This is a genomic window from Acinetobacter sp. ESL0695, assembly GCF_029392135.1.
In the GTDB taxonomy this organism is placed as follows: Bacteria; Pseudomonadota; Gammaproteobacteria; order Pseudomonadales; family Moraxellaceae; genus Acinetobacter; species Acinetobacter pollinis.
The window spans coordinates 882,141-904,215 of sequence record NZ_CP113932.1; the positions used below are offsets into that span (position 1 = coordinate 882,141).

The following is a 22,075-nucleotide window of genomic DNA, read 5'->3' on the forward strand; positions in this document are numbered from 1 at the left end:
AAATTTAGATAATACGCCCATTCGGTAGTAACGGTTTGGGGGGCTAAATGTCTGATCTAGTTTTATTTACGCTAACAATAATTCCATTGGTATTTACACCGGGTCCAGATATGATTTTTATTTTATCTCAAGTGGTTGGAAAAGATGCTAAAGCAGGGGTTATGGCTACGCTTGGGGTATGTCTTGGCTACCTTATTCACTCCATATTAGTGGCTCTCGGAGTATCTGCAATTATTATTGCTTATCCCTTATTATTCGATGCAATTCGATATATTGGTGTTGCATATTTATTATTTTTAGCCTTTCAACTGTTTAGAACAGCTTTTTCAAATAATGAGGCATTAAAGCTGAATAAAAAAGTGGTAAAAAGCCCGATCAAAAAAGGTTTTTTTACAGCATTACTTAATCCCAAAGGAATGCTTATTTATTTTGCTATTTTACCTCAATTTATGAATCAAACGGGCAACACGATTGTACAGGGATTAAGTTTGTCTTTTATTTTTATTGGCTTATGCTTTGTCGTATATTCGGGTTTAAGTCTATTGGTTGGTAAATTCGTGCGCCGTACACATTTCGATGCAAATAAACAAAAATGGGTAGATGTGGGCTCAGGTACAATGATTATGCTCGCAGCAACTTGGCTTATTACACATTAATCTAGCACGTTATGCCCCTTGGCGAGGAATGCAAGCTTCAAGGGGTATATTTGTACGTTGAATTGTTTTTATGTTTTATATCAGTAAAATTGATGTAATATTTGTCTGATCACTTGGTATTTGTTATTTAAACATTTGTTTTTCATATGAAAAAATAGAATGATCCAATTTAATTCATGAAAATAATTATTTTTTATGCAATTAAATGTATGTTTTTTTACCCAAAACCCGCTAAGAAGAAGAATTGTGACTTGACCAAAAGATAGCGCACAATGCAAGATAGGCACGTAAAGATAAATTAAAAAAGCATTTTGCTTTTTCCCTCCATATCATTAAACATAGCCGAGGATTACATGAAGGCTCTTGTTGCTGTCAAACGTGTCGTAGATGCCAATGTAAAAGTTCGCATTAAGTCGGACAACAGTGGTGTTGATTTAACTAACGTTAAAATGTCAATTAATCCATTTTGTGAGATTGCTGTCGAAGAAGCAGTACGCCTTAAAGAAAAAGGGGTTGTTTCTGAAATTGTAGTTGTTTCTGTAGGAGCGAAAGAAGCTCAAGAACAATTACGTTCATCTATGGCACTTGGTGCAGACCGTGCAATTTTAGTTGAAACAAATGATGAAATTGGTGCTTTAGAAGTCGCAAAAGTATTGAAAGGCATCGTAACTGAAGAAAAACCTGAATTGATATTACTTGGTAAGCAAGCGATTGATGATGATTCAAATCAAGTCGGTCAAATGCTTTCTGCCTTAATTGGTTCAGGACAGGCAACTTTTGCATCTCAAATTCATATTGAAGATGGAAAAGCACAAGTTACACGTGAAATCGATGGTGGTTTACAGACGATTGAACTTTCACTTCCAGCAGTAATCACATCAGACTTGCGTTTGAATGAACCACGTTATGTGAAGCTCCCTGACATTATGAAAGCACGTAAGAAACAGTTAGATGTAAAATCACCTGCTGACTATGGTGTGGCGACGGGTACAAAACTAAAAACCATTAAAGTTGAAAATCCACCTGAGCGTAAAGCTGGCGTGCAAGTATCTTCAGTAGATGAGCTTGTAGAAAAGCTTAAAAACGAAGCGAAAGTGATCTAATACAAGGGATAGAACATGAGTATTTTGGTAATCGCTGATCATGACAACAAAGCACTTGGTGGTGCGACTTTAAATGTTGTTGCAGCGGCACAGAAAATTGGTAGTGATATTACTGTTTTAGTTGCAGGTCAAGGCGTAAGTGCGGTAGCAGAACAAGCTGCAAAGGTTGCAGGTGTAACAAAAGTTATTCTTGCTGATCAAGCTGTATATGCTCATCAACTTGCTGAAAACGTAGCAGCATTGATTGCTAAAATTGCAAAAAATTATTCACATGTTTTGGCTGCTTCTACAACAACAGGTAAAAATATTTTACCGCGTGTAGCGGCACTTCTAGATGTAAGCATGGTTACAGATATTATTGCTGTTGAATCTGCAAATACATTCAAGCGTCCAATCTATGCGGGTAATGCTATTGCTACAGTGCAATCTGAAGAAACTGTTATTTTAGGTACTGTACGTACAACAGCATTTGAAGCAGTTGCATCAGATGCAGGAAATGCATCTGTTGAAACCATTACAGATGTAGAAGATGCAGGTTTATCTAAATTTATTGCTGAAGAGATTATTCAATCTGAGCGTCCAGAGCTTGCAGCAGCACGTGTTGTGGTTTCAGGTGGTCGTGGTGTTGGTTCTGCAGAAAACTATCATGCAGTACTTGACCCTCTAGCGGATAAGCTAGGTGCAGCGCAGGGTGCTTCTCGTGCAGCAGTAGATGCAGGCTTTGTACCAAACGATATGCAAGTGGGCCAGACAGGTAAAATCGTTGCTCCTGAGCTTTATATTGCTGTTGGTATTTCAGGTGCAATTCAGCATTTGGCTGGTATGAAAGATTCTAAAGTCATTGTTGCAATTAACAAAGATGAAGAGGCACCAATAAATGCTGTCGCTGACTACTGGTTAGTAGGCGATTTAAACGAGGTTATTCCAGAGCTCGTTTCAAAAATTTAGACCTCGAATGCGTAAAAATGCCTCATTATGAGGCATTTTTTATTTTTACCTTGAATAAAATATAAGCCTAAGAAAATGATCAATTTTTTTTGTAAAAAATATTACATTTTCTCGCCAAAAAAATAGATGAACTTTAACTTTCATCACACAAATAAAATGGCAAATATGTTAAAATTAAGCGTTATATTTTTTAATTTTAGTTTGAGCTTTTGAACTCAATTCTATCTGATTTTTGAAGATTTATGATTAGCATGACTAATCAAAAAAACAAGGAGTATGCATGAGCGTATCGGAAATAAGACCGATTGCCATTGAGGATGAACTCAAGCACTCGTATTTAGATTATGCCATGAGTGTGATTGTTTCTCGTGCATTGCCAGATGTGAGAGATGGCCTTAAACCCGTTCATCGTCGTGTGCTTTTTGCTATGCACGAGTTGGGCAATGACTATAACAAAGCCTATAAAAAATCTGCACGTGTGGTAGGTGATGTTATTGGTAAATATCACCCACATGGTGATTCGGCTGTTTATGAAACTATCGTACGTATGGCGCAAGACTTTAGTTTACGCTATCAACTGGTTGATGGTCAGGGAAACTTTGGTTCTATAGACGGTGACAGTGCTGCTGCGATGCGTTATACAGAAGTACGTATGACGCGCCTTGCACATGAATTATTGGCCGATTTAGAAAAGGATACGGTCGACTGGGAAGATAACTATGATGGTTCGGAGCGTATACCACAGGTTTTACCGACACGTATTCCAAACCTATTAATTAATGGAGCTGCAGGTATTGCTGTTGGTATGGCAACCAATATGGCACCTCATAATATGACAGAAGTCATTCATGCTTGTCTTGCTTATGCAGATAATCCAAATATCTCTGTAGAAGGATTAATGGAGCATGTAACAGGCCCCGACTTCCCAACAGGTGGTATTATTTATGGTAAGTCGGGTATTGTAGATGCTTACCGCACAGGTAAAGGTCGTTTACATATTCGTGGCAAATACCACTTCGAAGAAGACAGTAAAGGGCGTACAACAATTGTCTTTACTGAAATTCCATATCAAGTTAATAAAGCAAGAGTGATTGAGCGTATTGCTGAACTTGTAAAAGAAAAGAAAATAGAGGGAATTTCAGAACTTCGTGACGAGTCAGATAAAGAAGGCATGCGTATTGCCATTGACTTAAAACGTGGTGAAAATGCAGAAGTTGTTGTTAATAATCTATTTTTAAATACTCAGCTTGAGAACTCCTTTAGCATTAACATGGTTTGTCTAGATAATGGTCAGCCTAAGTTAATGAACTTAAAAGATATTATCGCAGCGTTCATTCGTCATCGTCAGGAAGTGGTTACACGTCGTACGATGTTTGAATTGCGTAAAGCACGTGAGCGCGGTCATATTTTAGAAGGCTTAACTGTTGCACTTGCAAATATTGATGCAGTTATCGAAACGATTCGTTCGTCTGAAAACCCTGCTCAAGCACGTGAACGTTTATTAGCAAATGAATGGGCAGCTGGTAGTGTTGTTGCCCTACTGGAGAAAGCAGGTTCAATTTCTGTACGTCCAGAAGTGATCGAAGGCGAAGATCTTAGCCGTCCATTTGGTTTAGCTGAAGATAAATATCGTTTGTCACCTGCACAAGTGAGCGCAATTTTAGAATTACGTCTACATCGTTTAACTGGCCTAGAGCAAGATAAACTTCATGCGGAATATAGCGAAATATTGTCACAAATTGCTGAGTTAACCGCAATTTTAAATGACTTTAACTTGCTGATGGCAGTTATTCGTGAGGAGCTTGCACAAGTTCTTCAGCAATATGGAGATGCGCGTCGTACAGATATTGTAGAGTCACGCATTGACTTCTCTCGTGAAGATTTAATTCCTGAAGAACAAATTGTACTGACTGTTTCTCAAACAGGCTATGCAAAAACACAACCACTTTCAGACTATCAGGCACAGCGCCGTGGTGGTCGTGGTAAATCTGCAACATCAATGAAAGATGATGATATTATTCAGCATCTTATTGTCACATCAAATCACTCAACAGTGTTATGCTTTACAAATGTTGGTAAAGTCTATCGCTTAAAGGCATTTGAAGTACCGCAAGCTTCTCGCGGAGCAAAAGGTCGCCCAATGGTAAATTTATTGCCGCTTGAGCCAAATGAAACCATTACTGCGATTCTACCTGTTAAGGATTTCCCAGAAGATCATTACGTATTTATGGCAACTGCCTCAGGTACGGTAAAACGTGTCGATCTTTCACAATTTAGTAATGTACGTTCAAATGGTTTGCGTGCAATTGAGCTAAATGAAGAAGATACGCTTATAGGTGTTGCAATTACCGATGGTCAGCAACAGATTATGTTGTTCTCTAATGAAGGGAAAGCAATCCGCTTTGCAGAAACTGATGTACGTGCCATGGGACGTACAGCACGCGGTGTACGAGGCATGCGTGTAACACTTGCTAGTACAGCTGATGCGGATGATGCAGATTCAGATATTGATGATTCAAATGATGAAAATGCAGATGATGCTGGTGATTTGAACCTTATTAGCCGAATTGTTTCGCTTGTGGTTGTACCAGAAAATGGTGAAGTCCTTTGTGCATGTGCACATGGTTATGGTAAACGTACACCTGTAGATGACTTCCCAACGAAGAAACGTGGCGGTAAGGGAATTATTGCAATCAAAACCAGTGAGCGAAATGGTGAGCTGATTGGTGCAGTTTCCATTGATGAAAGTAAAGAAATGTTACTTATCTCAAATGGAGGTACTTTGGTACGTACACGTGCTTCTGAGGTTGCAACAACGGGAAGAAATGCACAGGGTGTTCGTCTTATTCGCTTACATGAAGAAGTTCTAGTTGGTGTTGTCTCTATTGAAGCAGTAGCAGAAGATGAAGAAGAGCTGACGGATGAGCAAGCTGAAGTTGTTGAAAGTGTAGAAGCGATCACTGAAACTAAGTCTGAAGAGTAAGATAATCTATTATAAAAAAAGGAAGCTTAGCTTCCTTTTTTTATGTTCTTATTTAGTCATGTTCACGTGTAATCTTTTGCAAGATACGTGCGAGGACATCAAACTCGTTATGCAATGGTGTACTTTTACGTGTAACAAGAGAAATCGTTCTATTTGGTGCATTCTCGATACGTTTAACTTGTAAATCTGGATGATATTGTAAGATATTTCGGTTTAATGAAATTTCTGGAAGGAGTGTATACCCAAGATTTGAAGAAACCATTTCAATCAGCGTTGGTAACGAACTGGCTTTTAGACGATGATCTGACTTACGGTCGCCAATAGGGCAAACACTAAGTACGTGGTCACGTAAGCAATGTCCTTCTTCAAGTAACATTAAGCGTGACATTTCAAGGTCATCCAGTGAGTTTGCTTGTGCACATGCTTTATCTTGTTTGTTATAAACCAAAATAAGATCTTCTTGAAAAATTTCAGCAACTTTTAAGCCACGTGTATCGAATGGTAAAGCCAGAATAATCATATCTAGATTACCATGCTCTAGCTTCTCAACGATTTTCTCACTCTGTGCTTCGTGTAGATGTAACTGAATTTTTGGAAGATGCTGATGAACTTCATCTAATAGTTTAGTCAGAATAAAAGGAGCAATGGTTGGAATAATTCCGAGATGTAAATCTCCAGTAAGAGGTTCACTCATTTCACGACTGAGGCGCATTAAATCTTGTGCATCTGCAAGTAAAACGCGTGCTCGTCCAACGACTTGTTCTCCAAGCGGGGTTAAACGAACATTTTGTCGATCTCGCTCAACTAAGACACCACCAAGAAGGCGCTCTAGCTCCATAATGCCACCAGACAGTGTAGACTGTGTAACAAAAGATCTGCGCGCAGCTTCGGTAAAATGTAATGTTTCAGACAGGGTGACTAAGTAAGAAAGCTGTCTTAAAGAAGGTAATGCAGCCATAATGTCCTAATATTTTTTTAAGATTTAAAGTGGTGTACAAATAGTTTACTTAACTGTGGGATAAGCTCAGTAGGAATATCATGCCCCATTCCTGAAATTAATTCAAACTTTGCGCCGTTTATTGCTTTTGCAACAGCTTTTCCATGCTTTGGCGGAAGTAGCTTATCACATGCGCCATGGATAACGAGCGTGGGTTGTGTAATTTTCTTATCCCATTTCAGTAAGGAGCCAGTACATAATATTGCTAAAAGTTGTTGTAATACACCGAAAGGCGCATAAGAACGCTGATAAGCAATTTTAGATATTTTACGTATATCTGTAACGTTTATATAGCTCGGAGAGCCAATATTTTTTGCAATCTTGATGTTATGTTGTACGACATCTTCTTCTTTTGCTGATTTTGCTCTAGTAAAGAACATTTGTAATTGCTTAATTCCAGGATTAGGAAGAAAACGTGCGTTATTGCTTGTAAATAATAAGCCAACACGTGCAACAAGTGAAGGGTGTTTTGCAGCTAAAATTTGAGCAATCATACCTCCCATAGATGCACCAATGACATAACAAGTTTTTATATGGAGTTGTTTAAGAATAATAAATGCATCATCTGCCATATCTTCAAGTGTATATGTCACAGGTGTATTTTTAAGGCCAATTTTAAAGCGGATCATCATCTTCAAAAGGTTTTTTTGTATGTGCGTAACTTCAGTTTTTGACGAAAGGCCGATATCTCTATTGTCAAATCGAATGACATAAAATCCTTGTTGAATAAGTGTTTCGCAAAACTGATCAGGCCAATGAATCATTTGTCCGCCTAAACCCATAATAAGTAATATACAGGGATGGTCTGGATTACCACCCACTTCGACATGTAATGAAAGCCCATTTGGTGTTTCAATAACTGCTTCTTGCATAAAACGACTATAGGGCGAGGGTTGAAATGATGGCATAGTTTTCATCTCGTTTTATGATGTTTTTATCGTAAGTTGAGGTGCAATCAAGTCTGGTATAAGTTTTGTTAAAGACATGCGTTGCTTTGCGGCAGTTGCACCAAACAAAATAAAACCACGCAAGGTATTTTCTGAATCTATTGCGCTTGCAATAAGTCCATCTTCTAAAATTTCATCATGCCATGTCACTGTTATATTTTGAGGAGGGAGAAGTACAGTAAGTGGTGCTGTTGGAGTTTTAATGGCAACTGGCATGGCAGGATAATGTAGATGCGTAGGTTCACCCAAGAGTGTTTTTGCTAAAGATTTTGCCTGTTGCATTAAAGGCATGACGTACGGAAGAATTAACTCATTCACCTCAACACAATCGCCCAGTGCATAAATATCTGGCTGATTCGTTTCTAATAGAGTATTCGCTATAATACCTTTATTTACCTTAATACCACTGGCTTGTGCAAGTTCGGTATTAGGTTTTAAACCAATTGCACATAAAATACTATCGTAAGGAATCTGCTGATTTGACTGTGTTGTAATATGGTGATCATTTATCGCTTTCACGGTCGTATCACATAAAAACGATATACCTAATAGAGATAATTTGTCTTGAAATAATTTAGCGATATGCTGAGGCAATAAACCTGAAAGTGGGTAGGCGCTCTTTTCGAGAACTGTAATGTCATAACTTGAAGCTTTTAGATCGTGTGCAAACTCACAGCCTATTAGGCCACCACCAACAATAACAATTCTTTTTTCAGGTTTCGTTTCTATGAACGATCTAAAGGTGACGTAATCATGTAAGTTATTAACACTAAAAACTGAAGGATGATCTTTTAGTGGTTCAGGAACTATAGGGGTTGCACCGAGTGCTAAGACCAGTTTGTAGTATTTCAAATCTGTTTTTTGCCCATTTTGCATATAGCTAATTATTTTATTTTTAGAGTCAATGTTTACCACAATAGCGTGGCTATTTATTAATATATTTAATTGTGTTGCCATTTTTGTTGCATCTGCAAGTGCGATGGTATTCGGTTGTTTTTTAGTGGCATATGCATTAGATAGTGTGGGTTTGGCATAATTTTGTGCATCATCAGCACAGATCATTATTAATGCTTGTTCTTTATTTTGTTTTCGTATTTCTCTTGCTAAAGTATATCCGGCCATACCTGAGCCGATAATGATAATAGGATGTTCCATAGGTTAATCTCAGTGTAAGACCAAAAGAAAAGACCATGTAAGTACATGGTCTAGAAAAAATTATTCAACTTCAATCATTTCAAAATCGACTTTAGTCACACCACAGTCAGGACAAGTCCAATCATCTGGGATATCATCCCATTTTGTGCCTGCTGCAATACCATCCTCTGGCCATCCTTCTGCTTCGTCATAAATAAAGCCACAGACGATGCATTGATATTTTTTCATGAATTTCTCCAAGTGCTGATGGGGGAGTTAAACAAGTGCCTGTCAGCAAATTGTCGTACAGTTTAACAATTATAACGTGATGTATTATAAAAGAAGCAGGAGATTTTTGCTGGCTTTAGTGAAAATATTCAAATTGATGTTTTATTTTTTAGCATCTGTAGTTTAAACAGTCATTTAAAAAAAGAATTGAAGAAAATATATGAAAATAACCACGAATAGATAGTTTTTTATAAAGAGGAGACATAAAATTGCATAAATTAAGTCGCTTTATGAATGGTTATGAAACTTACAGAAATGCTTTGGTCACATATACGAACTGTTCCAGATTTTCCACGAGAAGGAATTTGTTTTTATGACCTTACCCCTTTATTTTTAGATCAAATTAATGCTTTGACTGATGCATTAATTGAAAGCATACCTGATCAATACTTAAAGGATGTGGATAGTTTTATGGCAGTCGAAGCGAGAGGATTTGTATTAGCCAGTTTTTTAGCACAGCGTTTAAATAAAGGTTTAATTTTAGTGCGTAAGGCTGGAAAGCTTCCACCACCAGTAGTGGGTGTTGAATATAGTTTAGAGTATGGTACAGACAAATTAGAATTATCTGCGAGCATTCAACCTCAGAAAGTAATTTTAGTAGATGATGTATTAGCAACTGGTGGAACTTTAAGAGCGACACAAAAATTGGCTGAAAAGAGTCATCTGGATGTGCTTGGAACATCTGTATTGTTAGATTTAGAGTTACTCGATGCGCCGTTAGATATGAATATTTGGTCAGTTTTACAAGAAAGTACAAAAGGTTAGATATATTATAAACATGCCGAACAATGAGTCGGCATGTTTATAGATTATAATTGTTTTGTAAGAATGCTATGAGTTTATTGATATTCTCTGGGTGTTCTAATCGGTGGTATCCTCCCATATATGTTTCGATAAACATAAAATGCTCTAAAAAACGCTGTGTTTTATGCATGTCTACAAGTTCATCTCCTAGTTCTAAATATGCAACCTGCGGAATATCGTGGTTTAAGTCGACTTCTTCAAGTTTAGGATAATCAGCTCTAAATGTAGGCGTTAAGCTTGGGTTTGCAACAATAGTCGGTAACTGAAAGAGATAAGACATTTTTAATGCCCAATAACCACCTATACCATGGCCAATCAGTAAGTCTGGTTTAATTTTTTGGATGGTGTCTTGGTAGAAATATTGCACAGTTTCAAAGTTCAAATTTCTGTAGTCAACGTTAATACAAAATTTATTTTTAGATGCAATGGTGTGAAATTTCGTTGACTCTTTTGACGAATCCAATCCGTGTAAGAATAATATTTTAATATCGTATCCCTTCATTGATAAATACATCTGATTTGGATATAGGTGACCAACTTTATTTCCTGCCATCGTTGGCCGTGTTTTGTTTTATTCTAGAAAAGTTTTTTGCTTTTGGAAGCTAGCAAATAGTCTAAAGAAAGATGAAAAATGAATATTTTTTGCATTCTTAGCGAAGAATAGATTAGAAAAGAAAGTGAATTCTGCTATTCTATGGGACTTCTTTTTTATTATTTTTTTAGAGGCAGAGATGACGCAAAAAAACGCTCAGTCGAGTTCTGAACAAACCATTTCCGAAAACGATTTAATTGCACAGCGTCATGCCAAGTTAAAACAGATTCAAGAGCAAGCCAAGGAAAATGGTGTAAGCCCTTGGCCAAATAGTTTTAAACGTGAGCACTATGCAGCTGATCTACAAGAACAATTTGAGAATAAAGATAAAGCTGAAATTGAAGCATCTGAACAAGTCCATGTGAAAGTTGCAGGTCGTATCATGTTAAACCGTGGTTCTTTTATGGTTTTGCAGGACATGACAGGTCGTATTCAACTTTATGTAGATCGCAAAGGTTTACCAAAAGCGCAATTAGATGCAATTAAAAGTTTGGATTTAGGCGATATTGTTGCTGCGACTGGTTATATTGGTCGTTCAGGCAAAGGTGATTTGTATGTACATTTGCAAGAATTTGAATTACTTACAAAATCTTTACGCCCATTACCAGATAAATTCCATGGTTTAAATGATACGGAAGCAAAGTATCGTAAGCGTTATTTGGATTTGATTGTAAATGACGAAACACGTAAGACATTTGAAATTCGTGCACAAGTTGTTGCAGGTATTCGTCAGTATTTGATTGCTGAACGCTTTATGGAAGTTGAAACACCAATGATGCATATCATTCCGGGTGGTGCTTCTGCAAAACCATTTGTGACGCATCACAATGCATTAGATATGGATTTATTTCTTCGTATCGCACCTGAGCTTTATTTAAAGCGTCTTGTCGTAGGTGGATTTGAACGTGTGTTTGAGATTAACCGTAACTTCAGAAATGAAGGGGTATCTACACGTCATAACCCAGAATTTACAATGATTGAATTCTATCAGGCATACGCAGACTACAAAGATTTAATGCAACTGACAGAGAATATGCTCGAAAAACTCGCATTAGATATTTTGGGTTCTACAGACTTACCATATGGTGATGAAGTATATAGCTTTAAAGGGCCATTCAAAAAAATATCAATGTTTGATGCTATTTTAGAGCATAATCCAAGCTTTACGGCTGATAACGTTGCAGATCGTGAATTTCTTGCAAACTATGTCCGTGAAACATTAAAAGAAGAAGTAAAACCAAGCTTTGGTTTAGGCAGATTGCAAACTATTGTCTTTGAAGAAACTGTTGAGACTAAACTAAGACAGCCAACATTCATTACAGAGTATCCTGCAGAAACGTCACCACTTGCACGTCGTAATGATGATAATCCACATGTGACAGATCGTTTTGAATTTTTTGTGGGCGGTCGCGAACTTGCAAATGGTTTCAGTGAGTTAAATGATCCGATTGATCAAGCGGAACGTTTCCAAGCACAAGTTGAAGAAAAAGATGCTGGTGATGATGAAGCAATGCATTATGATGCTGACTTTATTGAAGCACTTGAATATGGTCTACCACCAACTGCAGGGCAGGGAATTGGTATTGATCGTCTCGTAATGCTTTTTGCAAATGCACCGAGTATTCGTGATGTATTGTTATTCCCACATATGCGTCGTAAAGATAGCTAAGTTGTAATAATGAATAAAAAGCTCTCATTTGAGGGCTTTTTATTTGCTTACCCGATCATAATAATAAAAACATTCGGTTTTATCATTAATTTAACTTTATATATGATGTTTTTTATTTAAGTTAGCCATCAAATGATTAAGACAATACAATCACTGAATAAAATTTTAACTGAAATGCAATTACCTGATCATTTTTTACAAGATGATTTTCATTCAGAAGAAGCTATGGAGATGAAAAGCTTTATAGATGCTCTTCATCTATTACAACAACAATGGCACTAGAACTATTCTTGAGGTTCAGAAGGCTCTTTAGGAATAAGTATAGGAATATCCATAATACGTGTTACTAAGAGTTGATCAATTTTATAGTGATCTACATCCACAACCTCAAATTTAAAGCCATTAAACTCAACAAAATCTGCTGGACGAGGTACTTTTCTAAGTTTGTACATCATAAATCCAGCAACTGTTTCATAGTTTTCTTCGTCAGGCATTTCATCAATATCTAAAGAATGCTTCATATCTTCGATTGGTGTACTTCCTTCAATCAACCAAGAGCTACTATCACGTTTAATAATTTGTTGCTCTTCATCCATTGGAGTTACCCAATCACCCATTACAGTACTCATAACATCACTGAGAGTAATGACACCTACTACCCAAGCATATTCGTTAATAACAACAGCAAATTTTTCTTTGCTTGCACGGAAGCGATCAAGTAACTCTGAAAGCGTTAGTGTATCTGGAATAGTCAGTACTGTACGAATAGTAGATTCATTCAACTGATTAATCTTTTGATGATTTAAAATTCTTACCAGAATATCTTTTGTGTCTACATAACCAATGACTTGATCAATATTTTCATTGCAGACTAGAAATTTAGAAAAAGGGTATTCAGCAAGTTTTTGGCGAATACTTTCTTCAGATTCATTGAGAGTAAAAAAGACGACGTTTTCTCGAGTGGTCATGCTTGATGGGACGGTACGTTCCTCAAGTTCAAATACATTTTCGATGAAATGATGTTCTTGTTTTTGTAGAACACCTGCTTGTGCACCTGCTTCCATCACGGCTGCAATATCGTCGAAAGTAATGTTATCTTCACGGATGGTATTGACTTTAAATATTCTAAATAAAAAGTTTGTAATCGAGTTAATAATCCAAGCCAGTGGCTTACATATTTTGATATAAATTAAAGTTGGATTGATGACTGACATTGCAATTTTTTCAGGTGCAATCATGGCCAAACGTTTTGGCATGAAGTCTGCAAAAAGAATAAAAGCAAGTGTTACAAATAAGAAGGATAAACCGAAGGCTGCATTTTCAATCCAAGCACCTTCAAAAAAGTGATTTAAAATTCTAAGCGATAATTCGCGAAAGGCTGGTTCACCAACAATACCACCTAAAATTGCAGCTGCATTTAAGCCAATTTGAGATGCAGCAAAGAAGTCGGCAGATTGCTCCTGAATGTCTAGAACCTTTTTAGCGCGCTCATCTCCAGCTTCTGCTAAAATTTTTAGTTTTACTTTTCGTGCACCCGCTAATGCGATTTCTGCGAGGGCTAAATAACCACCACCTACAATGAGGATGATGACAATAATCATACTTTGAAAAAAGCTCACAATGCACCTGTGCTTATAAGTTTGGCATTATTTAGTTTATTTTTAACACAAAATCATACAGGTTGGTATGTATTACCAACCTAAGAAATTATTAATAATGTAAATTTTGGCTATGGTTTGGATAGAGTTCACGGCCTTCCTCTTCAACCATTTGACGAGCAACATATAAAATCAATTGTCGTAACCAACGATGAGCAGGGTGATGATGTAACAGCGGACACCATGCCATTTTAAGCTCAATATCTGGAATATAAAAAGGTGGGTCTTTAATAATTAAGCCCTGATGTTTTGCTTGTTGTCGTGCAATTCGCGTTGGTAGAGTGGCGATTAAATCTACATTTTTTGTCAATAAAGCTGGCATTTGATAATGCCGTGTAAAAATAGATATTTTACGCTTTTGCCCAATTCTTTCGAGTGCTTGGTCAATCCAACCTAAACCTGCTTGTTTATCTGGATTAACGCCAAAACCAATGCCCATTCCTGTTTTAGATACCCAAATATGATGGGCATCTAAGTAATTTTTTAAATTAAGGTTGTGTATATTTGGATGATTTGGGTTAAGTAAGCAAGAAAAGCTATCACGCCATACTAAAATCTGGTGAAAACTTTGAGGAATTTCATTAAAACGATTAATTGCTAAGTCGACTTTTCCTTGTTCCATATCTCGATAAGACACATCACTTGGCGTTAAAAAGTCTAAAACAACATTGGGCGCTTCTGCGCGTAATGCTTTGACCAATCTGGGTACAAGTGTGGCCTCAGCATAATCAGAAGTCATAATTCTAAAGACGCGATTACTTTTATAAGGTCTAAACTCTGTTCGAGGTTCTAAGATCATTGATAAATCTGAAAGTACATCTCGAATACGGGGTTGTAGCTCTAAGGCGCGTTCAGTTGGAGTCATACCCTCTGAAGAGCGAATTAATAAAGGATCATTAAAAAGTGTTCTAAGTCTGCGTAGAATATTGCTCATTGCTGGTTGTGTAACGCCCAACTGTTCAGCGGCACGAGTGACATTTTTCTCACGTAGCAATACATCGAGATAAATAAGTAAGTTTAAATCAACTCGCTCAAGATTCATAAAATAAATACCGCTAATCAAGCCATAAAACTGCTTGATATTATGACACAATTAAGAACTTTTGTGTGAGAAATGGGAAAAGGTGTTGAGTTATTAAAGTCATCTTATACAGATATAGAACAATAAAAAAAATATTAGCTATTGAGGCATGTTAAATTTCTGTCGTTAGTGAAGATATCAATTAGAAGTTAAAAAAAGTGAAAAAAAATCATATTTATTTTATAGATGTTTTAAGAGGAATTTCTATTTTTCTAGTACTTTTACATCATTTTAATATACCTTATAAAATACATTTAGAAGGCTTAGATTGGATAAATATAATATGCCGCAATGGAAATTATGGTGTGACTATATTCTTTGTTATTTCAGGTTTTTTAATTACACAAACCAGTATTAAGCGTTATTCATCCTTATTAAATATTAATATAAAAGATTTTTATATAAGAAGAATAGCAAGGATTTTACCCTGCTTAACGCTATTAATTTTTCTTGTATCTATTTTAGTTTTCTTAAAAATTCCTGTTTTTATCAATCATACTCCAAATGGTGTTTCTGTTTCTTATGCAGAGACCGTTTTAGCTGCTTTAACTTTTTCCATGAATATACTTATCATTCACTATGGTTGGGTAAACTATGTATTAGGGGTGTTATGGTCTCTTTCAGTAGAGGAAGTCTTTTATATCGCTTTTCCAATTATATTTACATTTTTTATAAGTAGTATAAAAAGCATATATCCTATTTTTGTTTTTATTATTCTATACGCGATATATTTTCGTTCACAATTTTATATGGATAAAAATGAAGCCTATTTGTACCATTATTTTTCAAGCTTTGATGCTATTGTAATAGGGTGTATGTTAGGTCTTCTTTATAATAATAAAAAATATGTACGCTGTTTATATCAATTGAGATATATGACGATTATAGTCTTAATATTTTTATATTGTTATAAACCTATTCATGATGTGAGTACTTGGAGTATGACAGTATTTGCTTTATTGATAGCTATACTAATTTATAGCTATCAAGATAAATATAAAATAATGTTTAAGCCTCTTATTTATATGGGACAAAAAAGCTATGAAATATATCTTTTTCATCTTATTGTTTTGGGTTTTATTAAACTGATATTTACTCCTTCGGCAACTTCATATTTTGAAAAAATATTACTTTGTGGAGTTTATCTGATCATCAGTGTTATTTTAGGAAATTTTATCGCAAAATATTATTCTAATCCACTCAACCAGAAGATAAGAAAGCGTTTTTTAATTTAAAAGAAAGTTTGTTAAGTCGAAGATCTTTGTCCTCGACTTAAGTAATTAGACCGTATTTAAAGAAAATTTAAATTTTCATTATTAAACTTATTGAGCATATCGTTTTTCAAAGTTTTGTATTTTTATACAGTAATTTGTACTTATTTTAGCTACCTTTATGGGAAAAACTAAACACCTTGTGTATATTTTGTTTTTTGTGTAGGAATGAGTTCAGGCTGTGAAATAATGCGATCGACACTTTCAATTGCCTTAAAAGTCGCGGAGCATTCCACATTGCGGCACTGATAGTAGATTTCTTTCATAGTATCAGTAATATATCGGCTTGTTCTAGTGTGTGCGGCGTGTTTACAAACAGGGCATTTCATCATTTTATTATCTCACTTCATCATAGTTATGGTTAAACAGCTTCTTATAAACTTATATGTATATCGTTTATGCATTCAACAATAAACAAAATGTTTACTCGTGGCAAGCCTTTTGTTTATTTTTATTTGTTTACTTATGTGTGTGAATCAGGAATAATATTAACAAAGCATAACAAACCTATAGTTGAGTAAGAGAAAAAATGCATCCTTCTTTAGCGCGATTACTTCAAGTAAGTGGTCAATTAAGTCAGGAAGAGCTTGCAAAAAGAATTGGAGAGCTTCCACAAACGATTACAAACTGGAAAAGACGAGGAGTGTCGAAACCTGGTGCGTTAAAAGGTGCTGCAACTTTTGGAGTCTCTGCCAATTGGATTTTAAATGGTGGAGAAACACAAGGAAAAGTTGACGTTGTACAAGTAAAAGGGTGGGACTCAACCACACCTGTTGATGATGATGAGGTCGAAATTCCATTTTATAAAGATGTGCTGGTTTCTTGTGGTCATGGTACTTTTTCAGAAATTGTTGGTCATGAAACAAGGAAATTACGTTTAAGTAAATCTACACTTCGTAGATATGGGGTGTCTGAGTGCAATGCATATGCGTTGACGGCTTTTGGCGACTCAATGTCACCGATTATTAATAGTGGTGCTATTGTATATGTTGATGTCGGGCGTACAAATATTACAGATGGTAAGATTTACGCGATTAGTCATGGCGGTCTGTTTAAATTCAAATTTCTTTACCGTATGCCTAAGGGAGGTGTACGTATAGTCAGTGCAAATAAAGAGGAGTATCCAGAAGAGTCACTTACAGCTGAAGAAATTATGGACCAAGAATTTTGCGTCGTTGCTTATGCATTTAACGTTCAAAACCCATTGCCATAGTGTGTTTTTTATCACATATTTTTATTAAATGTTCGATTATTGTTCATTTAAATTTTATGGGAAGTTTACAATAATTTCCCATGTTAGAATTATTTTTTTTAAATTCCATTTTAAGTGATTGAATTTTATTCATAAAATAAAAACCAATGCTATATCTTCTCTATTTTGCTGATATTTATCCAACATTTACGAAATATTAAAATAATATATAATTTAATTACTTTATTTTTATTTTATTTTTGGGGAATGTTTTTATGGCAATTCAGTTACATGTGCTTAGTGAAGATATCAATGGATTCGTTGCCGCTTCACTTGTAGATAGTGAAAGTGGCTTAGCACTTGCTACCGAAGGAATGGGAATTGACTTAGATATTGCTTCGGCGGGAAATACAGAAATTCTTTTAGCTAAACGTAATACCATGCAAAATTTGGGAATTGATGATGATGTTGAAGATATCCTAATTACGCTAAGTCATCAGTATCACTTAATTCGCCCTTTAAAAAATAATCCAGCACTTTTTTTGTATGTTGTTCTTGATCAAAATAAAGCAAATTTGGCAATGGCGAGACATATGCTAAAGAATTTTGAAAATAATCTCGATTTTTCTTAATTCAAATAAAGATCAAATCGGATAGGGGATCCGATTTGATCTTTTGCTTATTATTTAAGTTTAATGTTTTGTAGTGTTGTAAATAAATACTGTTGATCTGATTTCGTAAGATGATTAAATTTCACGTCGTGCATAAAACGTCTTGAATTGCATATGCTCTTATCTTTTGTTTTTAAAGAAACTGCAATTTGTTTCATCATTTCAACGGTTAAATTAGAAATGTGTACACGTACAGCATCTAGGCTTTGTGGGTTGAGCTGAATATTAGGTTGAGATAGCCAGTCGGCAATATAACGGTACTGTATTGCCTTCGCAACATTCATTTGTGCAATAACAAAAGGTTTTACACTGTCGGCATCCAATCCTTCCTGATCTGCAATACTTAATGTTCTTTCTAAAACTTTTTGTTCTTGTTCAAGAACCTCTACAGGTTGATGTGTGAGGTATTTATTTGCTGCCACATCTGGCATAAATGATAACCTTTGATTCATTAAATTAAATAAATTGTTATTTGATGCTGAAAAGGCATGAACCGATATAAAAAAAGAACATAGAAGAAAAAATATTTTACGCATTTTGACGTGCTCAATATGAAAAGAAAGCAATATATCAAAATATTATTTTGAATTGTGTCACATATTTATTTAATTTTTTGATTTTTAATGCATATTGATAAGGCAGTGCGATGTCTGCCTTATCATTCTTTTAAAATTTAGTGAAAACGGCTTAAATCTTCTTCTGGACGTGGTGTTAAAATTTCAACACCTGTATCTGTAACGAGAAGTGTATGTTCATATTGTGCAGATAACTTATGATCTTTTGTGACGACAGTCCATTTATCGCCTAAAGTTTTAGTCTGCCAGACACCTGCATTCACCATAGGTTCAATTGTAAATGTCATTCCAGCCTCAAGACGCATCCCTGTATTTTTCTGGCCATAATGAAGAATTTGAGGTTCATCGTGGAACGTCGTTCCAATACCATGCCCACAATACTCTCGAACAACGCTAAATCGTTCAGATTCTACATATTTTTGAATAACCGCACCAATATCACCTACGTATGTACCTGGTTTAACCACTTCAATACCACGATAGAGCGCCTCTTGAGCAACTTTACATAATCGATTTGCTAAAATTGAAGTTTCACCACCCACGACATACATCATGTTGGTATCTCCGTGGTAACCATCTTTGATCACTGTTACGTCAATATTTAAAATATCACCATTTTTTAATTTTTTATTTTCAGATGGTATTCCATGACAAACAACATGGTTGACTGAAGTACAAATAGAGTGTTGGAATGCTGCACGTCCAGGCGCTGCGCCATATCCCAAGCATGCTGGAATTGCATCTTGTACTTTAACTATGTAGTCGTGACAAATTTGGTCTAATTCAAGTGTGCTTACTCCAGCTTTGATATGAGGTTTAATCATATCCAGCACCTCAGCTGCTAAACGTCCCGCCACACGCATTTTCTCAATTTCATCTGGTGTTTTGATGAGTCGACGTGGAGCTTCGTAAGTACTATTCATGATCTCTAAAAACTTTTGGTAATTTGTGTATGACTATGGTATAAATACGCACCCGTTTTATCAAATGCTTTTCGTGAATAAATTCATTTAGCGAAAGTAATTGTAAAAGCGTAAGACAAAAATCCGCACATATGTCGACACATTACTCTGGGTGCCCAAAGTTGGGTGGAGAATGAGGACGTATGGAGGCCTAACCCAAGTTAAAGGTATTAAAATGGCAGATTATAACGTAGGTATGCGCGACCTTCTTCAAGCAGGCGCACACTTCGGTCACCAAACACGTTTCTGGAACCCAAAAATGCGCCAATACATTTTTGGTGCACGTAACAAAATTCATATCATTAACCTTGAGCATACAGTTCCTGCGTTAAATGATGCTTTGAACTATGCAAACCAATTGGCGAGCAAAAAGAACAAAGTTTTATTTGTGGGTACAAAACGCGCTGCTGCAAGCATCATCCGTGAACAAGCTCAACGTGCTGGTCAACCATATGTAGATCACCGTTGGTTAGGTGGTATGTTGACGAACTGGAAAACACTTCGCCAATCTATCAGTCGTTTAAAAGATCTTCAAGTTCAATCACAAGACGGTACTTTTGCTAAGCTTACTAAGCGCGAAGCATTAGAACGTACACGTGAAATGGAAAAACTTGAGCGTGCTTTAGGCGGCGTGAAAAACATGGGTGGTTTACCTGACGCATTATTTGTAATTGACGTTGATCACGAAGCAATTGCAATTAAAGAAGCTAAAAACCTTGGTATTCCTGTAATTGGTATCGTTGATACAAACTCTAACCCAGATAATGTTGATTACATTATTCCTGGTAATGATGATGCGATCCGTGCAGTAACACTTTATGCTTCAGCAATGGCTGATGCGATTATTGCTGGTAAAGAATACGCGCAAACTCAAGCGAATGCTCAAGCTAAAAACGAAGAAGCAAAAGAAGCTGCTTCAGAGGCTTAATGCGTTTTGACGCAAGCTTGTCATTTTTGCGACATGTAATAGTGGCAAATTAAACGTCGAGAAAAAGCAAACGGCCCATTATCCTTGGGCCGTTTTTCTTCAAAGATTTATTTTCTACCTTATTTAGGAGAATAACATGACTGCAATTACTGCAAGCATGGTAAAAGAATTACGTGACCGTACTGGTCTTGCAATGATGGAATGTAAAAAAGCTTTAACAGAAGCGAATGGTGATATCGAAGTTGCGATTGATAACCTTCGTAAATCTGGTCAAGCAAAAGCTGCTAAAAAAGCAGGTAATATTGCGGCTGACGGTGCAATTACAATTCTTCAAAATGGTAACAAAGCTGTATTGGTTGAAGTAAACTCTCAAACAGACTTCGTTGCAAAAGATGAAAACTTTGCAAAATTCTCTAATCAAGTTGCAGAAGTTATTTTAGCAACTGGTGAGACTGATCCTGCAAAATTGGCTGAAGCGAAGTTTGACGAAACTCAAACTGTTGAAGAAGCACGTATTGCATTGGTTCAAAAAATTGGTGAAAACATCCAAATTCGTCGTGCAAAAATTGTTGAAGGCGAAAATCTTGCTGTTTACAAGCACGGTCTAAAAATTGGTGTTGTTGTTTCTTATACTGGTGATGTAGATACAGGTAAAGGTCTAGCAATGCACATTGCTGCATTTAATCCTGTTGCTGTAAATGCAGAATCTGTTCCTGCTGAGCTTGTTGCAAAAGAGAAAGAAATTGCTGAAGCTAAAGCAATTGAATCTGGTAAGCCTGCAAACATCGTTGAAAAAATGGTAACTGGTTCAGTTGAGAAATATCTGAATGAAGTTACACTTGAGCGTCAAATGTACGTAATTGACAACGATAAGAAAGTTGCTGATGTACTTAAGTCGACAGGTACAACTGTTACAGAATTCGTTCGCTTTGAAGTAGGTGAAGGAATTGAGAAAAAAGCAGAATTAAGCTTCGCTGAAGAAGTTGCTGCTGCTCAAGCAGGCGCTAAATAATCTAGCCCTGTGAAAAAAGCCCCTTTTAGGGGCTTTTTTTGTATTCAAGGTAAATTTGATGGAATCTTAAAATGAATAATAAAAACATAATTATATTTATTATTGGAATATTATTTGCGATTTTTGCATACAAGGCATTTCAAAATAAACATCGGGTAGAGCCCTATTCTAATATTACGTATCAGTCACCTCAAAAACAGGCTATACAATCTAATCAAGCAATTCAAAACGCGTATCAAAACCGTCAGAGTAATATAGCTGTTCAGGGAGAAGGCATCGTAAGAAAAATTTTACCAACCGACCAACAAGGTATACGACACCAAAAATTCATTTTAGGAATAGGAAATATAACAGTTTTGGTGGCACATAACATTGATCTTGCGCCAGAAGTTCAAAATTTAAGTGTGGGGAGTATTGTTCAGTTTAAGGGTGAATATGAATATAATGATAAAGGAGGGGTTCTTCATTGGACACATAAAGATCCTCGTCATAAGCATGAAGATGGTTGGTTAAAATTTGCAGGAAAGCTATATCAATAATTCTAAGTAAAATAAAAGCCACAATAATGTGGCTTACGTTGTCAAATAGAGGAGATGATTCTTCT

General features: G+C 36.1%; 23 protein-coding genes. 13 read left to right on the forward strand and 10 right to left on the reverse strand.

All coding sequences use genetic code 11. From position 1 onward, the window contains the following. The first annotated feature begins 47 nt into the window (after positions 1-47). The 4 genes from OZX61_RS04205 to gyrA all read left to right on the forward strand — a co-directional run bounded on the left by OZX61_RS04205 (position 48) and on the right by gyrA (position 5,690). Complete coding sequence (locus OZX61_RS04205; RefSeq protein WP_277095414.1) at positions 48-656, forward strand: LysE family translocator; 609 nt, start codon at positions 48-50, stop codon at positions 654-656. A 353-nt stretch (positions 657-1,009) separates the two neighbouring features. Next, entirely contained in the window at positions 1,010-1,759 is a 750-nt protein-coding gene (locus tag OZX61_RS04210) for an electron transfer flavoprotein subunit beta/FixA family protein (protein ID WP_277095415.1), read from the forward strand. A 15-nt stretch (positions 1,760-1,774) separates the two neighbouring features. Next, the gene (locus tag OZX61_RS04215; RefSeq protein ID WP_277095416.1) at positions 1,775-2,707 is read left to right on the forward strand and encodes an FAD-binding protein; all 933 of its coding nucleotides are present in this window, start codon (positions 1,775-1,777) and stop codon (positions 2,705-2,707) included. Between the two features lie 280 nt (positions 2,708-2,987). After that, positions 2,988-5,690, forward strand: coding sequence for a DNA gyrase subunit A (gyrA, locus tag OZX61_RS04220; protein ID WP_195771770.1), 2,703 nt, complete (start codon positions 2,988-2,990; stop codon positions 5,688-5,690). 52 nt (positions 5,691-5,742) lie between these two features. Here gyrA and oxyR read toward each other — a convergent pair whose 3' ends face one another. The 4 genes from oxyR to rubA are packed head-to-tail and all read right to left on the reverse strand — an operon-like array spanning position 5,743 to position 9,017. Further along, positions 5,743-6,648, reverse strand: coding sequence for a LysR family transcriptional regulator OxyR (oxyR, locus tag OZX61_RS04225; RefSeq protein WP_195771769.1), 906 nt, complete (start codon positions 6,646-6,648; stop codon positions 5,743-5,745). A 17-nt stretch (positions 6,649-6,665) separates the two neighbouring features. Next, positions 6,666-7,595: an alpha/beta hydrolase gene (locus OZX61_RS04230; RefSeq protein ID WP_277095417.1), complete on the reverse strand. Its 930-nt coding sequence runs from the start codon at positions 7,593-7,595 to the stop codon at positions 6,666-6,668. A gap of 15 nt (positions 7,596-7,610) precedes the next feature. Then, positions 7,611-8,789 carry an FAD-dependent oxidoreductase gene (locus tag OZX61_RS04235; RefSeq protein WP_277095418.1) on the reverse strand — a complete coding sequence of 393 codons (1,179 nt, stop codon included), beginning with the start codon at positions 8,787-8,789 and terminating at the stop codon, positions 7,611-7,613. 60 nt (positions 8,790-8,849) lie between these two features. Continuing rightward, complete coding sequence (gene rubA / locus OZX61_RS04240; protein WP_195771766.1) at positions 8,850-9,017, reverse strand: rubredoxin RubA; 168 nt, start codon at positions 9,015-9,017, stop codon at positions 8,850-8,852. A gap of 273 nt (positions 9,018-9,290) precedes the next feature. Here rubA and OZX61_RS04245 point away from each other — a divergent pair, with 273 nt between their 5' ends. Next, a complete protein-coding gene (locus tag OZX61_RS04245) occupies positions 9,291-9,821 on the forward strand; it encodes an adenine phosphoribosyltransferase (RefSeq protein WP_277095419.1) in 531 nt (176 codons plus the stop codon). Positions 9,822-9,858: 37 nt separating this feature from the next. Here the strand turns inward: OZX61_RS04245 and OZX61_RS04250 are convergent, their stop codons facing one another. Beyond that, a complete protein-coding gene (locus OZX61_RS04250; protein ID WP_277095628.1) occupies positions 9,859-10,362 on the reverse strand; it encodes a YqiA/YcfP family alpha/beta fold hydrolase in 504 nt (167 codons plus the stop codon). 229 nt (positions 10,363-10,591) lie between these two features. Here OZX61_RS04250 and lysS point away from each other — a divergent pair, with 229 nt between their 5' ends. Both lysS and OZX61_RS04260 read left to right on the forward strand, forming a co-directional pair. Continuing rightward, a complete protein-coding gene (lysS, locus tag OZX61_RS04255; RefSeq protein WP_196337807.1) occupies positions 10,592-12,121 on the forward strand; it encodes a lysine--tRNA ligase in 1,530 nt (509 codons plus the stop codon). A gap of 132 nt (positions 12,122-12,253) precedes the next feature. Continuing rightward, positions 12,254-12,403 carry a hypothetical protein gene (locus tag OZX61_RS04260; RefSeq protein ID WP_195771763.1) on the forward strand — a complete coding sequence of 50 codons (150 nt, stop codon included), beginning with the start codon at positions 12,254-12,256 and terminating at the stop codon, positions 12,401-12,403. Between the two features lie 2 nt (positions 12,404-12,405). Here OZX61_RS04260 and OZX61_RS04265 read toward each other — a convergent pair whose 3' ends face one another. Beyond that, a complete protein-coding gene (locus OZX61_RS04265) occupies positions 12,406-13,740 on the reverse strand; it encodes a hemolysin family protein (protein WP_277095420.1) in 1,335 nt (444 codons plus the stop codon). A 91-nt stretch (positions 13,741-13,831) separates the two neighbouring features. Further along, positions 13,832-14,821, reverse strand: a complete 990-nt coding sequence (locus OZX61_RS04270; protein WP_195771761.1) for a LysR family transcriptional regulator — start codon at positions 14,819-14,821, stop codon at positions 13,832-13,834. A 197-nt stretch (positions 14,822-15,018) separates the two neighbouring features. Here OZX61_RS04270 and OZX61_RS04275 point away from each other — a divergent pair, with 197 nt between their 5' ends. Further along, on the forward strand, positions 15,019-16,095 hold the full coding sequence (locus tag OZX61_RS04275) for an acyltransferase (RefSeq protein WP_277095421.1): 1,077 nt from the start codon (positions 15,019-15,021) through the stop codon (positions 16,093-16,095). 167 nt (positions 16,096-16,262) lie between these two features. Here OZX61_RS04275 and OZX61_RS04280 read toward each other — a convergent pair whose 3' ends face one another. Further along, positions 16,263-16,463 (reverse strand): ogr/Delta-like zinc finger family protein, encoded by a 201-nt coding sequence (locus OZX61_RS04280; protein WP_195772934.1) that lies wholly within the window; start codon positions 16,461-16,463, stop codon positions 16,263-16,265. Positions 16,464-16,660: 197 nt separating this feature from the next. Here OZX61_RS04280 and OZX61_RS04285 point away from each other — a divergent pair, with 197 nt between their 5' ends. Together OZX61_RS04285 and OZX61_RS04290 are read left to right on the forward strand one after the other, a co-directional pair. Then, positions 16,661-17,344, forward strand: coding sequence for a helix-turn-helix transcriptional regulator (locus OZX61_RS04285; protein WP_195772935.1), 684 nt, complete (start codon positions 16,661-16,663; stop codon positions 17,342-17,344). Between the two features lie 254 nt (positions 17,345-17,598). Continuing rightward, entirely contained in the window at positions 17,599-17,955 is a 357-nt protein-coding gene (locus OZX61_RS04290) for a roadblock/LC7 domain-containing protein (protein ID WP_195772936.1), read from the forward strand. Positions 17,956-18,005: 50 nt separating this feature from the next. Here the strand turns inward: OZX61_RS04290 and OZX61_RS04295 are convergent, their stop codons facing one another. Next, on the reverse strand, positions 18,006-18,530 hold the full coding sequence (locus OZX61_RS04295; RefSeq protein WP_195772937.1) for a chorismate mutase: 525 nt from the start codon (positions 18,528-18,530) through the stop codon (positions 18,006-18,008). A gap of 137 nt (positions 18,531-18,667) precedes the next feature. Further along, positions 18,668-19,492, reverse strand: coding sequence for a type I methionyl aminopeptidase (gene map / locus OZX61_RS04300; RefSeq protein WP_195772938.1), 825 nt, complete (start codon positions 19,490-19,492; stop codon positions 18,668-18,670). A 214-nt stretch (positions 19,493-19,706) separates the two neighbouring features. On the opposite strand from map, the gene rpsB reads away from it, so the two are divergent. The 3 genes from rpsB to OZX61_RS04315 all read left to right on the forward strand — a co-directional run bounded on the left by rpsB (position 19,707) and on the right by OZX61_RS04315 (position 22,010). After that, positions 19,707-20,459, forward strand: a complete 753-nt coding sequence (rpsB, locus tag OZX61_RS04305) for a 30S ribosomal protein S2 (RefSeq protein WP_195772948.1) — start codon at positions 19,707-19,709, stop codon at positions 20,457-20,459. Between the two features lie 136 nt (positions 20,460-20,595). Next, entirely contained in the window at positions 20,596-21,471 is an 876-nt protein-coding gene (gene tsf, locus OZX61_RS04310) for a translation elongation factor Ts (protein WP_195772939.1), read from the forward strand. A gap of 71 nt (positions 21,472-21,542) precedes the next feature. Beyond that, a complete protein-coding gene (locus OZX61_RS04315) occupies positions 21,543-22,010 on the forward strand; it encodes a DUF3465 domain-containing protein (RefSeq protein ID WP_277095422.1) in 468 nt (155 codons plus the stop codon). Positions 22,011-22,075 lie beyond the last annotated feature (65 nt).

Coding starts and splice junctions, on each gene's coding strand:
- OZX61_RS04230 (WP_277095417.1), bottom strand. CDS start 7,595: ATGCCATCATTTCAACCCTCGCCCTATAGTCGTTTTATGCAAGAAGCA.
- gyrA (WP_195771770.1), top strand. CDS start 2,988: ATGAGCGTATCGGAAATAAGACCGATTGCCATTGAGGATGAACTCAAG.
- lysS (WP_196337807.1), top strand. CDS start 10,592: ATGACGCAAAAAAACGCTCAGTCGAGTTCTGAACAAACCATTTCCGAA.
- OZX61_RS04295 (WP_195772937.1), bottom strand. CDS start 18,530: ATGCGTAAAATATTTTTTCTTCTATGTTCTTTTTTTATATCGGTTCAT.
- tsf (WP_195772939.1), top strand. CDS start 20,596: ATGACTGCAATTACTGCAAGCATGGTAAAAGAATTACGTGACCGTACT.
- OZX61_RS04205 (WP_277095414.1), top strand. CDS start 48: ATGTCTGATCTAGTTTTATTTACGCTAACAATAATTCCATTGGTATTT.
- OZX61_RS04235 (WP_277095418.1), bottom strand. CDS start 8,789: ATGGAACATCCTATTATCATTATCGGCTCAGGTATGGCCGGATATACT.
- OZX61_RS04280 (WP_195772934.1), bottom strand. CDS start 16,463: ATGATGAAATGCCCTGTTTGTAAACACGCCGCACACACTAGAACAAGC.
- OZX61_RS04215 (WP_277095416.1), top strand. CDS start 1,775: ATGAGTATTTTGGTAATCGCTGATCATGACAACAAAGCACTTGGTGGT.
- OZX61_RS04250 (WP_277095628.1), bottom strand. CDS start 10,362: ATGAAGGGATACGATATTAAAATATTATTCTTACACGGATTGGATTCG.
- OZX61_RS04245 (WP_277095419.1), top strand. CDS start 9,291: ATGGTTATGAAACTTACAGAAATGCTTTGGTCACATATACGAACTGTT.
- map (WP_195772938.1), bottom strand. CDS start 19,492: ATGAATAGTACTTACGAAGCTCCACGTCGACTCATCAAAACACCAGAT.
- oxyR (WP_195771769.1), bottom strand. CDS start 6,648: ATGGCTGCATTACCTTCTTTAAGACAGCTTTCTTACTTAGTCACCCTG.
- OZX61_RS04285 (WP_195772935.1), top strand. CDS start 16,661: ATGCATCCTTCTTTAGCGCGATTACTTCAAGTAAGTGGTCAATTAAGT.
- OZX61_RS04315 (WP_277095422.1), top strand. CDS start 21,543: ATGAATAATAAAAACATAATTATATTTATTATTGGAATATTATTTGCG.
- rpsB (WP_195772948.1), top strand. CDS start 19,707: ATGGCAGATTATAACGTAGGTATGCGCGACCTTCTTCAAGCAGGCGCA.
- OZX61_RS04270 (WP_195771761.1), bottom strand. CDS start 14,821: ATGAATCTTGAGCGAGTTGATTTAAACTTACTTATTTATCTCGATGTA.
- OZX61_RS04290 (WP_195772936.1), top strand. CDS start 17,599: ATGGCAATTCAGTTACATGTGCTTAGTGAAGATATCAATGGATTCGTT.
- OZX61_RS04210 (WP_277095415.1), top strand. CDS start 1,010: ATGAAGGCTCTTGTTGCTGTCAAACGTGTCGTAGATGCCAATGTAAAA.
- OZX61_RS04260 (WP_195771763.1), top strand. CDS start 12,254: ATGATTAAGACAATACAATCACTGAATAAAATTTTAACTGAAATGCAA.
- rubA (WP_195771766.1), bottom strand. CDS start 9,017: ATGAAAAAATATCAATGCATCGTCTGTGGCTTTATTTATGACGAAGCA.